The organism is Streptomyces sp. NPDC093065 (genome assembly GCF_044754585.1).
In the GTDB taxonomy this organism is placed as follows: domain Bacteria; phylum Actinomycetota; class Actinomycetes; order Streptomycetales; family Streptomycetaceae; genus Streptomyces.
The window spans coordinates 83,862-97,255 of sequence record NZ_JBIVPJ010000013.1; the positions used below are offsets into that span (position 1 = coordinate 83,862).

General features: G+C 72.2%; 10 protein-coding genes and 2 pseudogenes. 3 read left to right on the top strand and 9 right to left on the bottom strand.

Going from position 1 to position 13,394, the window contains the following annotated elements:
* Nucleotides 1-2 precede the first annotated feature (2 nt).
* Together ACIQFU_RS22580 and ACIQFU_RS22585 are read right to left on the bottom strand one after the other, a co-directional pair.
* The gene (locus ACIQFU_RS22580; RefSeq protein WP_402553870.1) at nt 3-1,085 is read right to left on the bottom strand and encodes a PucR family transcriptional regulator; all 1,083 of its coding nucleotides are present in this window, start codon (nt 1,083-1,085) and stop codon (nt 3-5) included.
* A gap of 102 nt (nt 1,086-1,187) precedes the next feature.
* Complete coding sequence (locus ACIQFU_RS22585; RefSeq protein ID WP_402553872.1) at nt 1,188-1,433, bottom strand: zinc-ribbon domain-containing protein; 246 nt, start codon at nt 1,431-1,433, stop codon at nt 1,188-1,190.
* Nucleotides 1,434-1,751: 318 nt separating this feature from the next.
* Between ACIQFU_RS22585 and ACIQFU_RS22590 the strand changes: the two genes are divergently transcribed.
* From ACIQFU_RS22590 to ACIQFU_RS22600, 3 genes are all read left to right on the top strand, one after another.
* Complete coding sequence (locus ACIQFU_RS22590; RefSeq protein ID WP_402553873.1) at nt 1,752-2,042, top strand: DUF3040 domain-containing protein; 291 nt, start codon at nt 1,752-1,754, stop codon at nt 2,040-2,042.
* 123 nt (nt 2,043-2,165) lie between these two features.
* Nucleotides 2,166-3,707, top strand: a complete 1,542-nt coding sequence (locus ACIQFU_RS22595) for a potassium/proton antiporter (RefSeq protein WP_402553875.1) — start codon at nt 2,166-2,168, stop codon at nt 3,705-3,707.
* Between the two features lie 388 nt (nt 3,708-4,095).
* On the top strand, nt 4,096-5,322 hold the full coding sequence (locus tag ACIQFU_RS22600) for a cation:proton antiporter (protein ID WP_402553877.1): 1,227 nt from the start codon (nt 4,096-4,098) through the stop codon (nt 5,320-5,322).
* A gap of 29 nt (nt 5,323-5,351) precedes the next feature.
* Here ACIQFU_RS22600 and ACIQFU_RS22605 read toward each other — a convergent pair whose 3' ends face one another.
* The 7 genes and pseudogenes from ACIQFU_RS22605 to ACIQFU_RS22635 all read right to left on the bottom strand — a co-directional run bounded on the left by ACIQFU_RS22605 (nt 5,352) and on the right by ACIQFU_RS22635 (nt 13,345).
* A complete protein-coding gene (locus ACIQFU_RS22605) occupies nt 5,352-5,840 on the bottom strand; it encodes a cation:proton antiporter regulatory subunit (protein WP_402553878.1) in 489 nt (162 codons plus the stop codon).
* 217 nt (nt 5,841-6,057) lie between these two features.
* Nucleotides 6,058-8,625: an ABC transporter permease gene (locus ACIQFU_RS22610; RefSeq protein ID WP_402553880.1), complete on the bottom strand. Its 2,568-nt coding sequence runs from the start codon at nt 8,623-8,625 to the stop codon at nt 6,058-6,060.
* 10 nt (nt 8,626-8,635) lie between these two features.
* Nucleotides 8,636-9,379, bottom strand: a pseudogene (locus tag ACIQFU_RS22615) (ABC transporter ATP-binding protein).
* Nucleotides 9,380-9,551: 172 nt separating this feature from the next.
* Nucleotides 9,552-10,124 (bottom strand): SLATT domain-containing protein, encoded by a 573-nt coding sequence (locus ACIQFU_RS22620; protein WP_402553881.1) that lies wholly within the window; start codon nt 10,122-10,124, stop codon nt 9,552-9,554.
* A pseudogene (locus tag ACIQFU_RS22625) lies at nt 10,121-10,306 on the bottom strand (hypothetical protein); the annotation flags it as partial. The gene ACIQFU_RS22620 and the pseudogene ACIQFU_RS22625, both read right to left, overlap by 4 nt.
* A gap of 28 nt (nt 10,307-10,334) precedes the next feature.
* The gene (locus tag ACIQFU_RS22630; protein WP_402553883.1) at nt 10,335-12,464 is read right to left on the bottom strand and encodes a TIR domain-containing protein; all 2,130 of its coding nucleotides are present in this window, start codon (nt 12,462-12,464) and stop codon (nt 10,335-10,337) included.
* Between the two features lie 191 nt (nt 12,465-12,655).
* Entirely contained in the window at nt 12,656-13,345 is a 690-nt protein-coding gene (locus ACIQFU_RS22635; RefSeq protein WP_402553885.1) for a hypothetical protein, read from the bottom strand.
* Between the last annotated feature and the right edge of the window lie 49 nt (nt 13,346-13,394).

The following is a 13,394-nucleotide window of genomic DNA, read 5'->3' on the forward strand; positions in this document are numbered from 1 at the left end:
GGCTAGATCTCCTGTGCGGGCCACCCCAGCAGCCGGGCGCCGATGACCGCGGTCTGCAGCGTGTAGCGGTGCACCGGGTCGGAGGCGTCCGCCCCGGTCAACTGGTGGATGCGGTCCAGCCGGTAGGTGAGCGCCCGCACGCTGAGCGCTAGCCGGCGGGCGGCCTCGGCCGCGGTGCAGCCGGCGTCGAAGTACACCTCCAGGGTCCGCAGCAGCGGCTCGGCACCGCCGCGGGCCTCGCGCAGCGGACCCAGCACACTCAGCACCAGGTCGGCCATCGCCTGCCGGTCCCGGGCGAGGACCGGGTAGACCAGCATGTCGGCGGCGCGCACCACGGGCTCGTCCAGGTCCAGCCGGTCGGCGAGTTCGAGGGTGCTGAGCGCCTCCTCGTAGCTGTGCACCACACCGCCCGCACCGCTCTGGGGGCGCCCGATGGCGACCCGGCTGCCGTCCGTGGCGGCGTAGGCCTGCTTGGCGAAGAAGGTCAGGACGTCGTCCTGGTCGCCGGGGGCGATGCAGATCAACTGTCCGTTCTTGGTGGTGATCAGGACACGCCGGTCGCCGAAGCGGGAGATGAGCGCGGTCTCCACGACCCGGGTGACGGGGGCGGTGTCGTCGTACGCCTCGGGCCCCTGGGCCACCGCGACGGCGTGGGCACGGGAGAGGACGAGCCCGAAGCGCTCGGCCCGTTCGGCGAGGCGGCCGAGATCGCTGCGCCCGTAGAGCAGGTCGTCGATGAACTCCCGCCGCGCGGCCTCCTCCTGGCGCACCGCGAGCCGCTGCGCGCGCTCGTACCCCTCGGCGAAGGCGTCCACGGCCTGCGCGACGGCGGCGAGCACGCTGCCGGTGACGTCGGAACCTGCCCCGCTCGGCCCGCCGCCGGGCCAGGACGTGCGCGTGGCGTCCAGATGCAGCCGTACGAGGCTGCGCAGACTGTGCCCCGCCTCCGCGGCCCGCTCACCGAAGAGCCGCCGCTCCTCCAACTCGTCGCGGGTCAGCCGGCGCCCCGTGCCGGCCACCCCCGCCAGGATCTCGGCGTACCCGGTCAGGTACGTCTCCCGCTGGTCCGTCCGCAGGTCCGTCACCCCGTGCCTCCCCTGCCGTTCACGCCCTGTGCGCGGTGTCCGGCAACGTGAGGGTAGTCAACGCTGCCGGAAACCGGCAACGCGGAAGGGAGGGGTCAGCCGCTAGCCTCCGCCGGCCTCCTGCGCCTGGAGCCGCTCCGCCTGTTCCCTGGTCACCTGCTGCTCGGCACCGCAGAAGGTGCACTGCGTCGCGTACTTCGTGGAGAAGGGGAACAGCGGCACGAAGAACAGGGTGAACTTCGTGACGCGCTTCCTGAGCGCGTGTGCGGAGGGGTTGCCGCACCGGCCGCACACCAGCGTCAGCATCGCGAGCTGGTAGAGGTATCCCTTGGTGCCGAAGACGATCACGAGCTGGGTCCTTCCCGGTCGGCCCCCGCGAACGCGCGGGACACGCCGATCCTCTCCCGGGATCCGCGCCGGGGCGGGGCGCGGAGACCACCCGCGCGGATACGCGCCCTACAGGTCGCACGCCCCGCCATTTGGGTGCCGTCCCGGATGGCCGGGACACCCCTGTACGGGCGAGTCTGGAGACCACTCCCCTTACCCGGCCCCGCCCGGTGGCTCCGGCCCGGTGCGATCGGGACGACCCACCCCGCAAGGAGAGCACATGGCCCGCCCCACTGACCGCGTCGCCCAGCCGGGGCACCGCGGCGGGAGGAGGACCCCATGCCCGTACCCGACGACCGCAGGCTCAGCGAGATCGAGTCACGGCTGCACCGCGAGGACCCCCGTTTCGTCCGGGGCTTCGCCGACGGCCGCCCCTGCCGCCCGCGCGAATACCGCTACCGCCGGGCCTGGCTGCTGCTCGCCGTCGCCCTGGGCGCGCTGGCCGCCGGCATGTTCCTGGCCCACGGGCTCCTCATCGCCGCCGGGCTGGTCTTCGCCGGCGTCGCCGGTGAGCTCTTCGACCCGCACCGGCGCGAGCGCGGGACCCGGTGCCCGCCGTCCGGGTCCTGACCCCGGCGGGCACCGGACGGCGGATGAGGCGGATGACGGGCACCGGGCGGCGGATGACGGGCGCCGCACGGAGGATGCGGACCTGCCCCCGGGCGCCGGTGCCCGCGGTCCGGAGCCCGCTCGATGACCCTGTCCGAGCTGTACGTGATGCTGCTGATCGGCGGCACGGTGCTGCTGGCGAGCATCGCCGCCGCCCGCGCCGCCCACCGCATCGGCCTGCCCAGCCTGCTGCTGTTCCTGTGCGTCGGCCTCGTCGCGGGCGAGGACGGGCTCGGCCTGCGGTTCGACGACGCCCAGCTGGCCCAGGCGCTGGGCGCCGCCGCCCTCGCGCTCATCCTGGTCGAGGGCGGCCTGACCACCCAGTGGAGCGACGTACGGCGCCTGCTCGCCCCCGCCGGAGTACTGGCCACGGTGGGCGTGGTGATCTCCGTCGTGGTGACCGCGGCGGGCGCGCACTGGCTGCTCGGGATCGACTGGCGGCTGGCCCTGCTGATCGGCGCGATCGTCTCCTCCACCGACGCCGCCGCCGTCTTCTCCGTGCTGCGCGCCCTGCCGCTGCCGCGGAAGGTGAGCGTGCTCGTGGAGGCCGAGTCCGGCTTCAACGACGCGCCGACCATCATCCTGGTCCTGATCTTCTCCACCGCGGGCGGACTGCCCGGCCCGCTGCCCGTCGTGGGCAACCTGCTCTTCCAGCTCGTGGTCGGCGGCGTCCTGGGCGTGCTGATCGGCCGCCTGGGCGTCGCGGCGCTGCGGCACATCGCCCTGCCCGCGACCGGCCTGTACCCGCTGGCCACGGTCGGCTTCGGCGTCATCGCCTTCGCCGCCGCCGGAGCGCTCGGCGCCAGCGGCATCATCGCCGCCTACCTCTCCGGGCTCGTCCTGGGCAACGCCAAGCTGCCCCACCGCGCGGCCACCCGCTCCTTCTCCGAGGGCGTCGGCTGGCTGGCCCAGATCGGCCTGTTCGTCATGCTCGGCCTGCTCGTCGACCCGTCCGAACTGCCCTCCGCGATCCTGCCGGCCCTGGTCGTCGGCCTGGTCCTGCTCCTGGTCGCCCGGCCCGTCTCCGTCCTGCTCTGCCTGCTGCCCTTCCGGGTGCCCTGGCGCGAGCAGGTCTTCATCTCCTGGGCCGGTCTGCGCGGCGCGGTCCCCATCGTGCTGACGACGTTCCCGGTCGTGGCCGGGGTGACCGGCGCGCGCGACGCCCTGAACATCGTGTTCGTCCTCGTCGTCCTGTTCACCCTGCTCCAGGGGCCCACGCTGCCCGCCGTCGCCCGGTGGACGGGCGTGACCCGTCCGGACGCGCTGCGCGAGATCCAGGTCGAGACCGCGCCGCTCGACCTGCTGGACGCCGACCTGCTCACCGTGTCCGTGCCCCCGGGCTCGCGGCTGCACGGCGTCAGCGTCTTCGAGCTGCGCCTGCCGTCCCCGACGGTGGTGACCCTGGTCGTCCGCGACGGCACCAGCCTCGTACCCGACCGCGAGACCGTGCTGCGTGCCGGCGACGAACTGCTGCTCATCACCACACCCCAGGTCCGCGAGGCCGCCGAACGCCGGCTGCGCGCCGTCGGCCGCCGGGGCAAACTGGCCCGCTGGCTGGGGGAGTACGGCACTCCGGAGTCGGAGCCTTTGCTCCCCGTTCACCCCGAAAAGCATCACAATGCGTAATAAGTGATGCGGTAAACTTCTTTACCGAGCCGTGACCGTGCGGCAGTTCGAGGAGACGGGGGGTTACGCCGGATGTGCCGACTGCACCGAGCGACCCCGACCGTCAGTGCCCTGCACACCGCACGCATCGACAACACGGCCCGGGACAGCGTCCCCGAATTCTGACGCTTCAGCCGTCGTAGCCGCGCACAGTCGCAGGCTGCCGCCCCGCTCGCCGCGGGCAGTCGTGCCGCTGGGGCGGCGCCCGCCCCGGTGAGTGCGGCACCCCGCACCGCCGGGCAACGCACCGCCGGGCAACGCACCACCCCGCACCACCGCGCACCCGCACCCCGCGCCACAGCCCCCGCACGCCCCCCGCCACCGACCCGCCCCGGAGGGACAGACGCCCGTGCACAACATGACCGCCGTGCTCATCGAACTCGGAGCGATCATCCTCGCTCTCGGACTCCTCGGCCGCCTCGCCGGCCGCGTGGGCTTCTCGCCCATCCCTCTCTACCTGCTGGCCGGGCTCGCATTCGGCCACGGCGGCATCCTGCCCCTGCAGGCCAGCGAGGAGTTCACCGCCACGGGCGCGGAGATCGGCGTCATCCTGCTGCTGCTCCTGCTCGGCCTGGAGTACAGCGCCTCCGAACTGGTCACCAACCTCAAGACCCAATACCCCTCCGGCGCGGTCGACTTCGTACTCAACGCCGTACCCGGTGCCGTGGCGGCACTGGTCCTGGGCTGGGGACCGGTGGCCGCCGTCGCGCTCGCCGGCGTCACCTGGATCTCCTCCTCCGGGGTGATCGCCAAGGTCCTCGGCGACCTGGGCCGGCTCGGCAACCGCGAGACCCCCGTCATCCTCGGCGTCCTCGTCATCGAGGACCTCGCGATGGCCGTCTACCTGCCGATCCTCACCGCGCTGCTCGCCGGCGTCAGCCTGGCCGGCGGCGCCGTCACCCTGCTGATCTCCCTGGGCACCGTCGGCGCCGTCCTCTACCTCGCGCTGCGCCACGGCCGGCTGATCAGCCGCGCGGTCTCCTCCGACAGCGCGGAAACGCTCCTGCTGGTGGTCCTCGGCCTCACCCTCGTCGTGGCGGGACTCGCCCAGGAACTCCAGGTCTCCGCCGCGGTCGGCGCGTTCCTCGTCGGCATAGCCCTGTCCGGCGAGGTCGCCGAGGGCGCCAGCAGTCTCCTCACCCCGCTGCGCGACCTGTTCGCCGCCGTCTTCTTCGTCTTCTTCGGCCTGTCCACCAACCCCGCCGACATCCCGCCGGTCCTCGTGCCGGCCCTGATCCTCGCCGTCGTCACGGCCCTCACCAAGGTCGCCACCGGCTGGTACGCGGCCCACCGCGCCGGTCTGCGGGGCGCGGGCCGGTGGCGGGCGGGCGGCACACTGGTGGCGCGGGGCGAGTTCTCGATCGTCATCGCCGGACTCGCGGTGGGCGTCGAGCCCCGCATCGGCCCGCTGGCGACGGCGTACGTGCTCATCCTCGTCGTACTCGGCCCGCTCACGGCCCGCTTCACCGAGCCCCTCGCCCGCCGCCTCACCCGCGGCCCCGGCAAGGCGGTCGGGTCCGAGGCCGCGACCGCCGCCGAGACCACCACCACGGAGTCGACCCACGCCAACGCGTGAGCCCGCGGGCCGCCCGCCCCACCCGGGGCTCACTCCCGGCCGAGGATCTCCGCGGCCGCGTCGACGCCCTCGCGCGTACCGATCACGATCAGCGTGTCACCGCCGGCCAGCCGGAAGTCCGGCCCCGGCGACGGCAGCGCCTCGGTCCGCCGCAGCACCGCGACGATGGACACGCCGGTCTCGGTACGGGTACGGGTGTCGCCCAGCAGACGCCCGTTCCAGTGCGACGACGCCGACAGCCCGACGCGCTCCGCGACCAGCCCCAGCTCGGTCGTCGACAGCAGGCTGGGACTGTGATGGGCGGGCCTGAGCGCGTCGACGACCAGGGACGCCTCCTGCGCGTCCAGCCGCACCGACAGCGCGGGGTCTTCCTCCGGATCGTTCCTGCGGTACGCGCTCAGCGTCCGCGCCCCGTCCTTCTCCGCCACCACCGACAGCCGACGCCGCTCGCGGGTGACCAGGTCGTAGCGCACCCCTATCCCCGGCAACGGTGTCCTGCTCGTACGCGCAGCACCCACGGCCGCCTCCCTGTCTGCCCAGGCCAGTCCTTCCGGCAACCCGGGACACCCTAGATCCTGCCCGGCCGGGCGCCACCACCCCCTGTCACTCTCTAACGCCTCCCTTACGCCGGACCGCCCTCCTTGTCCGGCATGACGACGAGCTGCCCGTCCCGAACGGCGGTGACCGCCCGCGGCTGAAGCAGCTCGGGGGGCGGTCACCGCGGTACGCGCGTCCTCACTCCGCCGCGTACACCGCGTCGATCGGGCGGCCCCGCAGGGCCGAGCGGGTCGGCAGGCTGATCGACAGCCACCCCAGCAGGGCGACGAAGACCACGATGCCGCCCCAGGCCAGCGGCTCCACGTACGGGATCGGCTGGCCCGTCGTGCCCAGGGCAGCGCCCACGGCCGGCGGGACGGCGATGGCGATGCCGACGACGACGGCGGTGAGGATCACCACCCAGGACTCCAGGAACATCATCCGCCGGGTCTGCTGCTTGCTGGTGCCGATCAGCCGCAGCATGCCGAACTCGCGGCTGCGGCCCGTCGTCGCCATCACCAGGGTGTTCACCACGGCGATGAGCACGTAGAGGATCAGCAGCGCGTTGGCGATCAGGCTGGTCGAGGACTGTTGGGTGAACTGGCCCTGCTCGACGGCGCCGAACTCCTCCGGGCTCTGTACGACGAGACCGGGAGTGCCGTCGGCCAGGTCGGCCAGGCCCGACTCCACCTTCCCGTCGGTGCCGCCACCGTCCTCGCCGGTGACCAGAAGCGCCGTGTCCTGCCCGCCGGCGGTGTGCTCGGTCAGCATCCCGTGCGGGAGGGTGACGTCGCCGAAGCCGAGGCCCTTCCCGTAGAGGGCGACGACCTCCAGCTCCTTGTGCGTGCCGTCGCCGAGGTCCACGTCGGCGGTGTCGCCGACGTCCAGCCGTGCGGTGTCGGCGGCGATCCGGCTGAGCGCCACCGTGTCGCCCCGCAGCTCGTCCATGCTGCCCTCGCGCACGTCCAGGTCGAGCGTGCGGTCCAGGTCGCGGGGGTCCAGGCCCTGCGCGCTGAAGGGGTTGGATACCGGCTTGTCGATCTCGACATAGGTGATCAGCACCTGCGAGCGGGCCACCGGCGTGACGGTGCCGACACCGTCGACGGCGCGGACCTTCTGCGCCAGGTCGGTGGACAGGCCCGTGGTGCCGCCGGTGACCACGTAGTCGGCGACGACGCCGGTCGCCGCCTGCTCCTTCGCCGTCACCTCGACCGTGTTCAGCATCGAGATCTGCATCAGCGCCATCGCGGTGCCCAGCGCCAGTGGCACGACCGCGCTGCTGAGCCTGCGGGCGTTGGCGTGGCTGTTGGCCGCCGCCAGGTAGCCGCTCACCTTCGACCGCATGAGCAGCGGCGTCAGCAGACGGGTCGTCGTCCGCACCAGGTTGGGGCTGATCAGCGCGCTGCCCACCATGAGCAGCAGCAGCGAGCCGCCGGCGCCGGCGATCGCCAGCTGGCCGGGGATCAGCAGCGGCAGCACGATCGACGTCACCAGACCCAGTCCGAGCAGCCCCAGGGCGACGGCCTTGCGGGTGCGGCCCAGCTCGCCCTTCTCCACCTGCGACTCGCTCAGCGCCTCCACCGGCTTGATCTTCGCGATCCGGCGAGCCGCGACGAACCCGGCCAGCAGCGCGCCCAGTACGGACAGCAGCACGGCGGCGACGGCCGGCAACGGGTTGAACGACAGCTCGAAGTCGGCCGGCAGCACACCGACGTCCGCGAAGGCGTCCCGCAGCAGTCCGGCGACCAGGAAGCCGGGCGCCGCGCCCAGCACCGCGCCGGCGGCGGCCACCAGCAGCACCTCGCTGCCGATCAGCTTGTGCACCTGGCGCGGTGTCGCCGCGACGGCGCGCAGCATGGCCAGTTCACGACGGCGCTGGTGGATGGCGAGACCGAGGGTCGAGGAGACGACGAAGACGACGACGCCGAGCGCCGTGCCGCCGAACGAGGCGGACAGCATGACGAGGAAGCCGCGGGACTGGCCGACGTCCAGGAACTCCAGGTCGCCGATCGCGTCACCGGTGTAGGTGACGACGTCGGTCCCGGTGACGGCGTCCTCGATCCTCCCGGCGAGTTCGCCCGCGTCGGTCCCGTCCTCGCCCAGGACGCCGATCGCCGTCAGCCGGTCGGGACGCTGGGAGAGTTCGGCGGCCCGCGCGTCGGTGAAGAAGGCCGCCGACTGCCGGTCCAGGCCGTTCCCGGGCGCGTCGACCAGGCCGACGATCCTGTAGTTCTGCGGCGTGGTCGCGACCGAGAGCCGTACGGTGTCCCCGACCCTCAGTCCGGCCGTGCGGGCGAGGCCGGCGTCCAGCACCGTCTCCCCGGCGCCGCCCGGCTCGTCGCCCTCGGCCAGCTCGAAGGGGCCGAGCGCGGCCGACGACCAGCCGTGGCCGTACAACGGGTGCTGCAACGGCACCGGCGCGCCGCGTGCGCTGCCGTCGTCCTTCTGCAGGCTCATCTCGACGGAGTGGTCGCGCACGACCTTCTCGACGCCGTCGACGTGGGAGATCTGCTCGGCCACCGACGCCGGCACGGTGACGCGCTCGGCGTAGTACGGGTCGAAGTTCTCCTTGACGTCCTTGGTCTGCCGGCCGCCGACCATGACGGTCGCGCCGGCGTAGCGCTCGGGCGCGACGCCCGAGAGCAGCCCGGACACGAACAGCACACCGCAGGCGGTGATGACGGCCGAGCCGCAGATCACGGCGATGAAGGCCGCGACGAACCCGCCCTTGCGGTTCTTGATGGTGCTCCATGCGATGTCGAACACGACGGCCGCCTCACCGGTCGCCGAGGTGCGTCATGTGCTCGGCGACCTCGGCCGGCGAGGGTTTGTACAGCTGCCCCGCCAGTTGCCCGTCGGCGAGGAAGAGCACCGTGTCGGCGTAGGACGCGGCGACCGGGTCGTGGGTCACCATCAGCACGGTCTGGCCCGTCTCGTCCACGATCTGCCGGAACAGCTTGAGGACCTCCTGGCTCGTGCTGTGTCCAGCGCGCCGGTCGGCTCGTCGGCCAGCAGCGCGTCCGGCCGGGTCGCCAGGGCGCGGGCGATCGCCACGCGCTGCTGCTGGCCGCTGGAGAGCTGGTTGGGCCGACGGTCGCCGTACTCGCTCATCCCGACCCGGGTCAGCAGATCGCGCAGCCACGCATCGTCCACGGCCACGTCCGCGAGGCGCGCGACCAGGGTGACGTTCTGCTGGACCGTCAGCGCCGACATGAGGTTGTAGGCCTGGAAGACGTAGCCGATCCGCTCCCGCCTTACTGCCGTCAGCTGGGCCTCCTTCAGGCCGGACAGCTCCGTGTCGCCCAGGAAGACGCGGCCGGTAGTCGGCTGGTCGAGCCCGGCGATGCAGTGCAGGAAGGTGCTCTTGCCGGAGCCGGAGGGCCCCATGACAGCGGTGAAGGTGCCGCGCGGAACCTCCAGGGAGACCCCCCGGCAGGGCGGTGACGGCGTTGTGCCCGTCGCCGTACGTCTTCGTGACGGAGTCCAGCCGCATGGCCGCCGTCCGTGTGTTGACTGTCATGTGCGCGTGCCCTTCCGGTTGTTGACACTTTCACCGTGGGAGGGCTCGAACGGGGTGACGAACCACCTGGGACCCGTATCGGGGGTGGGGTCAGGTACACCCCCGGGCGCGGTGGGACGGACGGCGGCATCTGCCCACGGCACGCCGTGGGCCGGCGAGATTCCGGCCGGTGTCATTCCCGTGCGCGCTCGACGGTCGCCGGAAGCGGCTGGAACTGGGCTCCGGCCAGCGGCGTCCGGCTCAGACTGCCCCAGTTGCCGGCGTCCTGGCTCAGCGTCGCGTCGAGCAGTTCCATCGCTTCCCGCGCGATGAGCTGCCGGTCGTCGCCCGAAGCCTCCCGACGCTCGACGTTCCTGATGACGCGCTGGAGTTCCGCGAGTATCAGACTCCGCTGCTGCCACAACTCGTGGTGACGCATGAGCCCGCTCCACGCCGAGATGACGCCGACGACGCCGGCCACGACCGTGCTCGCCAACCCGAGCCAGGCGGCGTAGTCCCTCCAGGCCGCGACCGCCACACCGAGCACGGCGATGAGTCCGTTCAGGGCCGCGATCCCCACGGTGGACCGCCGGGCCTTCTTCTTCATCAGCTCGCGTGTGCGCGTGTACTCCCTCCTGAAGTGATTCAGGTAGTGGGTGGTCACTCCGAGGGCGTCCGACCCGGCCGGGGGCGGTTCCATCGGCCGCATACCGGTGAACTTCTGCTGCGCTTCTACCTGTTGTCCCGCACCGGCCCGCCGTCTCATGCCCCGGATCCTGGCCGCGGCAGCTCCGGCACAGCCCTGGCCGAGACGGGGGGGGGAAGGGCCGGGGCGAGATCCTTGTCGCGTTCGGCCCACCGGCGGCCCGGGCACAGGTCGTGGCAGGGGCCGTCCACCGCTCGCCGCCCGGCCTGCGGCCCCACCCTGGTCCACACGGGCACCGCTCGGCCCCTGATCGCGCGGGTCGTGCCGGTCTCACCCGGGTGGCGAGGAAGGAGTCAGGAGGTCGACGCCGCACAGCGCGGCGAGTTCTTCGGCGACGGAGGTGAGCGGTCCTCTCAACTCGGCCAGGTCCGCACGCATTTCGGCAGAGCGTTTCCAGCGCCTTTCATGCTCGACGGGGCTGACGTCCGGCGGCCGAGTCGCTTCGTGCTCTTGGAGCGCTGGGTGCCAAGTGGTGAGGAAGGGACGCAGGTGGGTGTTGGTCAGCCGCGCGGCGACGGCGGGGAGGGTGAGAGGGGTGGCGGTTTCGCTCGCGACTCGGTGGAGCAGATCGCGTGTCGTGGCGAACAGTGAGTGCAGCGACGTCAGTGCCTCCCGCAGCGAGCCGTCGTCCCGGGGAAGCGGCTGGACGCCGACTCGGGTGACCAGTTCGACCTGGAGGTCGAAGGCCGCCGCCCGTTCCAGGGGGCCGGGGCGGACGCCCACCGAGGCGGTGAGCGCGAGCCGGGCTTCGGGGGCACTCGTCGTCGCGGCCCGGCCCGGAACCGAAGCCCCGGAGGAGACGTCCGGAACGAGCGTATGGAGGAGGAGGCGACGGAGATCCTCCTGGCGGGCCACGTTCGTGTCGTGACGCTGTACTGCTCGGGCGAGCAGCGGATGGATGGTCCAGGACCGGTCGGGCAGCGGTTCGTGGCGCAGCGCACCGGATCCGCGAAGAGCTTCCACCGCCTCTGAGACGAGGGCCCCCACGTCCCACGGGTCGTAAGGGCCGATGGAGGACAGGACGTCTTCCAGGGCCGTCTGGGACAGCGGTGCCGGACAGGCGAGAGCAAGCAGCCGCAGGACGTCGTCGGCCGGGTCCGTACCGGAGAGGGGCCTTGGCAGCAGGGCTGTCGCGAGTGGACGGCGGGTCGGCGCGCCAGTACCGGACACCGGCCAGCGGGTCGCCAGCACGTCCGGGCCGTGGGCGTGCAGCCGATTGCGTACGTCGGTGAAGTCACCGGTGGCCGTGAGGTCGGCGAGGAGATCCAGCGCCTCGGGATGCCCGCCGACGTCGCGGACGAGCGCGAGAGCGGCGGCGTGTTCCAGCTCGTCGCCGGGCACGCGGCGGGACGTGAGGAGGCGATAGCCGTCGGCGTCCGACAACGGGGCCATGTCGACGCACTCGGCGAAGGCCGTGTACCGAAGGGACCGTGTCGTGATCAGGGTGGCCGTGAGCAGGTGCGGGCCGCGCAGGAGAGTGAGCTGGTCCGCGGTGAGTCCGTCGGGGACGCCGTCGACCACCCACAGACAGGGCAGGCCGCGCTCTCCCAGGGCGACCGCGAGGTGGCTGAGCAGGCCGGGCAGAGAGGGCGTCGCAGCAGTCACCCGCAGGGCCGCCAGCACAGTGGAGACCTGTTCCGCGTAGGACTCCATCGCCTCCGAGGGCTGCCCTTCGTACGGGTGCAGGTCGAACCAGAAGACGCCGCCGGGAAAGGCCGAACCGAAGTGCAGGGCGTATTCCTGGGCGAGCAGCGACTTGCCCAGCCCGGGCATGCCGCGCAACTGCGCGCCGCGACCTCCGCCGGCCTGGGCGACCAGCGGAGCACGGTGACGGTGGAGGGCCGTGTGGATGCGCCATTGCTCGGGCAGGCGGCCGGTGAAGCGGAACGAGCCCGTGCGAGCCGGCGCGGGCAGCCACGGGACGACGGACGCGCCCGCGGCGTTCCCCATGAACGTGGTGACGGTGCCGACATGGTCGGCCACGCGCGCGGCGAGGCGGTCGAGTCCCTCCGGGGTGGCGGGCCAGGGCCCGTGCCGGGCGTCTCGCAGCTCGACCGGGTGCACGTGGTCGGAAGCGGGTTCGGGGTTGAGTACGAGTGTCCGCCGGCGGGGATCACCCTCGCGCAGCCCGGTCAGGTACGCGTAGGTCAGCTCCCACTGGCACGCTCGCCGCTGCGGGTAGTCCGCCGAGTACAGGGCGAGCAGTATCCGGGAGTGGGCCAATGCTTCCGTGATGGTGGCGGTGATGGACGCGAAGTCGTCCACGGCGGTGTCGTCGACGAAGACGCGCAGATCGCGTGCCTGAAGCGCGGACACCAGTGCGCTGACCTTGCCGGCGTCGGACCGGCTGTAACTGATGAACACGTCCCATTCCGGTTCGGCGGCGTCGGGCGTGCTCATTTCTGCCTCCTGGTGGGGACCTCAGCCGACGGGCTGATTCCTGCCTCTCGACGTCCGAAAAACCGATGGGGGGGGGGTGCGCAGATTGCCTGGTCGTCCGGGCCGGACCCACGAAGCGCCTGCACGATGGAGATCATCACCCTGACATCATGCGACACCGCCTCCGGCGAGCGGCTTCGCCGAGTGCGGTGTCATTCCCGCGGGCCGGGTCGTGCCCCGTCCTGATGCGGCACCGCGGGGCGGGCCTGCGTGGAGCGGCCCGACGGCCGCAGATGCCGCTCCGGATCACGAATACCGGCGATCTCCCCGAGCCCGATCACGTACGGCCGCAGCCTCTCCTGCAGTTGGCGGAGCTCCGCGCGGAACTCGGCATTCTGCGGCCAGTCGGTCTCGTCCCGGTCGGGGTGGCGGTCTTCGAAGTCCTTCAGACCGGGGTGCCACTTGGCCAGGAAGGGAGCGAGCTCGAAGTTCAGTATGTCCAGAGCAAGTTCGTACACCGAGTCCCCCTTCGCAGGGGGAGGAGGGGTCATGTGCCCCTCCAGCGGCTCGCGATAGAGGTCGAACAGCGTCTTGAGAGAGGTCAGGGCCTCGCGCAGGTTCCCGCTGCCGTCCTCCAACGGGCGAGTGGCGACCCGGGTGGCGGCTTGGAAGAACATCCGTTGAGCGGCCTGCCGCATGTCCGTCTTGGTGGTGAACGACATCTCGTTGCCGAGCAGTACGAGCCGGACCTCCGTCAGCTGAGCGGACCTGCGGTACAGCTCCAGACCGAGAACCACGGCGACACCGATGAGGCACCCCACGATGACCGACAGCCGCTGCCCGCCGGTCTGGCTGATCGAGTACGCGGCAATGCCGACCACACTGCCCGTGACACCGGCCAACACCGCACGTAAGACCATGCGCACCGCGTGGCTGCTCTCACGTCCACTC

Bases quoted from the DNA above. Each gene is read 5' to 3' on its own strand.
- ACIQFU_RS22590 (WP_402553873.1), top strand. From the start codon at position 1,752: ATGCCCGTACCCGACGACCGCAGGCTCAGCGAGATCGAGTCACGGCTG.
- ACIQFU_RS22595 (WP_402553875.1), top strand. From the start codon at position 2,166: ATGACCCTGTCCGAGCTGTACGTGATGCTGCTGATCGGCGGCACGGTG.
- ACIQFU_RS22620 (WP_402553881.1), bottom strand. From the start codon at position 10,124: ATGAGACGGCGGGCCGGTGCGGGACAACAGGTAGAAGCGCAGCAGAAG.
- ACIQFU_RS22630 (WP_402553883.1), bottom strand. From the start codon at position 12,464: ATGAGCACGCCCGACGCCGCCGAACCGGAATGGGACGTGTTCATCAGT.